The organism is Duganella sp. Root336D2 (genome assembly GCF_001425005.1).
Lineage (GTDB): Bacteria > Pseudomonadota > Gammaproteobacteria > Burkholderiales > Burkholderiaceae_D > Rugamonas.
Window position 1 is genome coordinate 1 of sequence record NZ_LMDB01000027.1, and the last position, 4,518, is coordinate 4,518.

Consider the following 4,518-nt stretch of genomic DNA (forward strand, 5'->3'; position numbering starts at 1 on the left):
AGTTGGCGCACCGGCGTTTCATCGGCATGCAGGCATGGGCGCTGCAGTAACAACTGCGCCAACCGGTCGCACAGCGGCTGCAAGGCCACGCCCACTTTGCCAAGCCATTCGGCCAGCGTGGAACGCGCCAACGGAACGCCTTGGCGCGCTGCAATCTGCTCCAGCCGATACAGCGGCAGATGATCGGCGAACTTGCTGACCGCCACCCATGCCAGCAGACGCGGTGCGGCCATGCCGCCATCGATCACCGCTGGCGGGATCGGCGCTGCCGTTACCGTTTCGCAGCCACGGCAGGCGTATTGCGGGCGGATATGGCGATGCACGAAGAAACGTGCTGGTNTCGATCACCGCTGGCGGGATCGGCGCTGCCGTTACCGTTTCGCAGCCACGGCAGGCGTATTGCGGGCGGATATGGCGATGCACGAAGAAACGTGCTGGTTCCACATCGAGCTGCTCACTGATGTCCTCACCGATCTTGACCAGGTCACGACCGCAGGCCTCGCATTGGCAGGACTCCGGTTCGTGGCGATGCTCGATGCGCGGCAATTCGGCTGGCAATGGTTGACGACCGGCCTGGTTGCGCGGCGTGGACTTTCGCTTGCCCTGCAGTTCTTCCAGTTCAGCTTCCAGTGCCGCCAGGTCGCTAGCCAAAGCCTCGCCAAACAACTCAAGCTGCTCCCCGCTGTATGCTTCGCTGGCCTTGCCAAATTTGATGCGCTTCATGTACGCCAGTTCCAGCGTCAACGCCTGGATCTTCACGTCTTTGGATTTTCCCGCCGCGAGCATTTCATTCTTTTGAACCTGCAAGGCCTGCAGCTGAACATCCTGCTCAGCAAGCCGCGCGCCAGTTTCGGCGAGCTGCCCGCGCTGCTGCGCAATTTGCTCATCTTTCTGAGCCAGCATTGCCTTAAGCTGCGCAAGCAGCGCAGGGTCGGCATTGTTACGGGCTAGTTGTTCGAGCAAATCCATGCAGCGATGTTAACAGAACGGATTGCCGGTTAACAGGTCTTGCTCACAATTTCCATGCSGCCGGAGGCGRCGCCGACARGCGCTGCCAATCCACACCCGCCACCAACCACTGCCATTGCTCACAGGTCAATTCCCACGCTGTGTCACCGGCTTGCGGCCAGACGAACTGGCCGCGATGCAGGCGRCGMACGCACATCCACACGCCRTTRCCATCCCAGCACACCACCTTCAGGCGCGTTTGGCGACGGTTGCTGAACACGTAGGCCGTGCCGTCGCAGGGTGCCTTGCCCAATGCCTGCTGCACATACAGCGACAGGCGGTCAAYGCCGGCRCGGATGTCGACGGGCTGCGTCGCCAGCCAGACCGAATTTGCCTGCAGCTGCATTACAGGCTGCGCAGCAGCTCGRCCACCCAGCCCGCCGGCGTGCCTGCAGGTACTTCGATGGACCAGCCTTGCGGGCCGCGCACTTGCAATGCTGGCGCACCAGGCGCTTGCTTGACCACCACCGGCATCACCGAAGCTTGCGGCGCCTCACTGCTTATACGGCGAACCCAATACCCCACTTGGCGCACCGGGTAACCTTCCKCCAGCGCGAATGCTCGCTGCGACATACCGCTCTTGCGCCAGCGCGCTACTCGCTCCCGCCACAGCAATTCCCGTTCAGTGTTTGACATCCCCATCTCCAAAGTAAAAATCAGAGNCGGATGTCGACGGGCTGCGTCGCCAGCCAGACCGAATTTGCCTGCAGCTGCATTACAGGCTGCGCAGCAGCTCGGCCACCCAGCCCGCCGGCGTGCCTGCAGGTACTTCGATGGACCAGCCTTGCGGGGCGCGCACTAGCAATGCTGGCGCAACAGGCGCTTGCTTGACCACCACCGGCATCACCGAGGCTTTCGGCGCCTCACTGCTTAAGCGGCGAACCCAATATCCTACTTGGCGCACCGGGTAACCTTCCTCCAGCGCGAATGCTCGCTGTGACATGCCGCTCTTGCGCCAGCGCGCTACTCGCTCCCGCCACAGCAATTCCCGTTCAGTGTTTGACATCCCCATCTCCAAAGTAAAAATCGGAGTATGGGTTGGCAAATCACGCTTTCACAGGTGGATCGGCTGCACGCTTACCGAGATTCGGCCGCATCAGCATCTGTTTGGCTGGACACCGATGGAGGCCTGGCGCGGCATCAGTCCTTATCTGAACCCTCCGAAAGCGTTCGTTCCATACCAGGGCTGGAACGGGCTTCTGAAAGGATTCGTGCCGCTGCATTAGCCAGCAACCAAGTGGCGGCCTATTGAACATGGCGAACGACAGGTGTTCAGGCTCGTGCTCGCCTGCTGGCCTGGAATTGCTGAAATTGCAGGCACATTGAGTTGGGCGGGCAGACAGTTTGCTGATTGAAGCGGCTCGACGGTCAACGAGTTGTGTCCGACGGCCCGCTTTTGGTTTGAAAAAAGCGTGCCGCAGCCCCCTACCCCAATTTCAACTGAACACTGAACGGGGCACCGGAGCGTGATTGCATCGTTTCCACTGCTGCGAAGGAGGGCCATATTCAGCAAATTGCTGCTTGATTCAGGCGACAACTATCTTGACACGCGCCGGAACGGGGCAGGGCAACTGAACGGGGCAGGGCAACCGAGTCATATATTCTTGCTTAAGAACGAAGGCCGACAAGGATCGGCAGGACTCCATTGAGAAGCCGCTTCCGCATCATCGAAGGCTTCAAGGCCGTCCCGGTAAATCAGTTCGCATTCATCCCGATGTATGGGAACAATCCATAGTAGTTTCACCGATTCCTCACCAACTTGAATCTCAGTTAAATGTTCAGGCTCAGCGCGGGGTTCGTCGATAAGCAGTGCTCGCGCAGCCCACGATCTGGGTGCCAATTTCGATTCGGGTATTGCCAGTCCTAGCTTAAACGGTACTTCCGGGCTAAGCGAATAAGCCATTACATCAAAAAGGAACGAGATAACTTCTGCCTCTGAAGCACCACCGTTATCGGTTGGAAGAGCTAATAAAAGCTCCCAATCGGCAACTTTGCCGTTCGGCATACAATGGCCTGAGACGCCCATGGTCACGTAACGGTTTATCTTTCCGTCTGCACTCGCAGGAAAAAAGTAAGCCTCGACAATGTGGTCGTCCTTTTCGGCCAAGACACGGGACATGGGCATTCCCCACGCCTTCATGTACGCACCCAACAATACGGTCCTGCGAACATCAAACGAAAGTTTCTCTTCTTTATTCATTCTGACTCCTTCTTTACTGGCTCCCTCTTGGGGCGAGGTTTGTACTCCGGCCCAACGTCACGGCGGTATGTTTCCGTCGTGCCCCCCCCCTCTTTTCTTTGGCATTCAATGCAATGCCATTCTTTGGCAGTGTCATTGTACAGATCATTACGAGTTGGCTGATCCACGTTGTAACCGCGACTATTGTGAGTCTGCACCAATTCAGGAATATGTTGCGGTGAGCCTTTGCCAGGCTCAAGTTCTCTGCCGCCTGGCACTTCACAATCCTTGCTTTGGCAACGGATAACGCCCTTTTCATCAGTTGCTGCAGCTTCCAACTCACGTTGTTTTTGCTTCCTAATTCGAGTTGGATAGTCGGTCTTTCGAACACTCTTACCTTCGATCCTCTTAAATACCATTGGCTTGGCAGAACCTTGAGTCGTATTGGCACTCTGCGCTGGCATGACCTCTTGAACACCGGGACCGCCGACATTTTCGCCAATAGTGGCCGCTCTTTGCTCCGCCAGAGCCGACTTGGGCCCAAGTGGCGCTTCCAGCATAGGAGGTTTTTCGATTGCTGGTAATTTCGGAACCTCAGGCATTGGTCCAGCCTTCGGGAGCGTTGGGACCCTCGCGGAGGCAATGGCAGCCAATATTGGGGCGACAACTCGTGCGCGGCTATAAGTTCGTTCAAAGCCGGCCGTTCCATGGTTTCCTTGTGCTTCGCTGACGGCGGCTTGGGCATCCGCTTTCGCAAATTCGCCTTTTACCGTTGCTATCACCTGGGGTGTCTGAAGAAGTAGCACGGCAAGATTCTTACCGTGCTCACGCATGCGAGCTTTGCCACCTTCATTGTCAAAGGTCGCCGGAACAGCGTCATATACGACGAACTTCGCTGTACCGTAAATCGCCTCGGCGATTCCTACCCCTGCCCCAGCTAACGCCCCGGCAATTTGCCCGGTTTCTTCACGTCGTTGGTTGCGCCATTGTGTGATCTCTTGCGAAATCGTGGACTCATAACCATTCAAGTCAACATAGACTGTCGGATTCGCATACGCATACAGATAGTGATGCAGCGACAGCGGAGTCTTCCAGTCGCCCTCATATGGGTCTTGCGTAATGAAGCGCCCCAGTTGCGGGTCGTAATAACGCGCCTGGAAGTACACCAGGCCCGTCTCCGCATCCATCTGGTGGCCGGTGTAGCCAAACTTGTTGGCGCTCTGGCCGGTCGCTTCGGTGATGTTGCCGAAGGCGTCGTAAACAATCTCGCTCTTCAGCTTGCCGCTGCCATCGGTGGTGGCGACGATCGAGCCCAGCGCGTCGCGATGCAA

General features: G+C 57.6%; 6 protein-coding genes and 1 pseudogene. All 7 read right to left on the bottom strand.

Going from position 1 to position 4,518, the window contains the following annotated elements; all coding sequences use genetic code 11:
- Positions 1–339 (bottom strand): transposase (locus ASD07_RS30945; protein ID WP_156398074.1); only part of this gene is annotated, 339 nt, incomplete at both ends.
- Position 340: 1 nt separating this feature from the next.
- Positions 341–903: pseudogene (locus ASD07_RS30950) on the bottom strand (IS66 family transposase zinc-finger binding domain-containing protein); the annotation flags it as partial.
- A 109-nt stretch (positions 904–1,012) separates the two neighbouring features.
- Positions 1,013–1,354 carry an IS66 family insertion sequence element accessory protein TnpB gene (gene tnpB, locus ASD07_RS18235; protein ID WP_055933634.1) on the bottom strand — a complete coding sequence of 114 codons (342 nt, stop codon included), beginning with the start codon at positions 1,352–1,354 and terminating at the stop codon, positions 1,013–1,015.
- Positions 1,354–1,644: a hypothetical protein gene (locus ASD07_RS18240; protein ID WP_055933637.1), complete on the bottom strand. Its 291-nt coding sequence runs from the start codon at positions 1,642–1,644 to the stop codon at positions 1,354–1,356. Before ASD07_RS18240 ends, tnpB begins: the two co-directional genes overlap by 1 nt.
- Before the next feature lie 79 nt (positions 1,645–1,723).
- Positions 1,724–2,014 (bottom strand): hypothetical protein, encoded by a 291-nt coding sequence (locus tag ASD07_RS18245; RefSeq protein ID WP_055933640.1) that lies wholly within the window; start codon positions 2,012–2,014, stop codon positions 1,724–1,726.
- A gap of 588 nt (positions 2,015–2,602) precedes the next feature.
- A complete protein-coding gene (locus ASD07_RS18250; protein ID WP_055933643.1) occupies positions 2,603–3,208 on the bottom strand; it encodes a suppressor of fused domain protein in 606 nt (201 codons plus the stop codon).
- Positions 3,205–4,518 (bottom strand): RHS repeat domain-containing protein (locus ASD07_RS18255; RefSeq protein WP_162246579.1); only part of this gene is annotated, 1,314 nt, incomplete at its 5' end. The genes ASD07_RS18250 and ASD07_RS18255, both read right to left, overlap by 4 nt.

Bases quoted from the DNA above. Each gene is read 5' to 3' on its own strand.
- ASD07_RS18245 (WP_055933640.1), bottom strand. From the start codon at position 2,014: ATGTCAAACACTGAACGGGAATTGCTGTGGCGGGAGCGAGTAGCGCGC.
- ASD07_RS18250 (WP_055933643.1), bottom strand. From the start codon at position 3,208: ATGAATAAAGAAGAGAAACTTTCGTTTGATGTTCGCAGGACCGTATTG.